Origin of the sequence: Streptococcus oralis (assembly GCF_003943415.1) — a bacterium.
Classification (GTDB): domain Bacteria; phylum Bacillota; class Bacilli; order Lactobacillales; family Streptococcaceae; genus Streptococcus; species Streptococcus oralis_BJ.
Window position 1 is genome coordinate 1 of the sequence record NZ_RJPK01000041.1, and the last position, 572, is coordinate 572.

1 pseudogene is annotated in these 572 nt (G+C 42.7%); it reads right to left on the reverse strand.

The window, feature by feature from the left end:
* Window positions 1-572 (reverse strand): annotated as a pseudogene (locus D8801_RS09765) (DNA polymerase III subunit delta'); the annotation flags it as partial.

The following is a 572-nucleotide window of genomic DNA, read 5'->3' on the forward strand; positions in this document are numbered from 1 at the left end:
TGTCCCAACTGAATGGACAACACGTCGCGATATATAAATAAAAGCATATCAAGACCCATTTCTTGGTGGTCTTTCTCCTTGAAAAAGGGCATCCACTGATCTTGAATATAGAAAAAAGCATGTCCTTTTCGCTGGTGTAAGACTTCATACAATTTTATCACTTTCGCTCGCGACTCTGCAAATTGATCATTTCGACTCAATTCGAGCGCTTCCGATAAATTGTTTGTCATATTCGACAAAAGGGCAGCAATATTCGGTGAGACCTCTTGTTTGATCAGTTCCTTTTCAATTGATTCGGGCTGCAACGACTGAAAGGATAAAACTTGGCATCTCGATATGATCGTATCGAGCAATTTTTGCGGCTGTTCCGTTAAAAGAACAGCGATTGTATCGCTGCTCGGCTCCTCTAAAAACTTCAGAAGGCTGTTCGCCGCATTGACCGTCATTTGATCGGCATGGGAGATAATGTACAGCTTTTTATGCGATTCCAAACCGGTCTTTGAAAACTCTTCCTGAAGCGCCTGAATTTGTCCCTTTTTAATCGAAAGTCCGTCCGGATGCACGACGTGAAC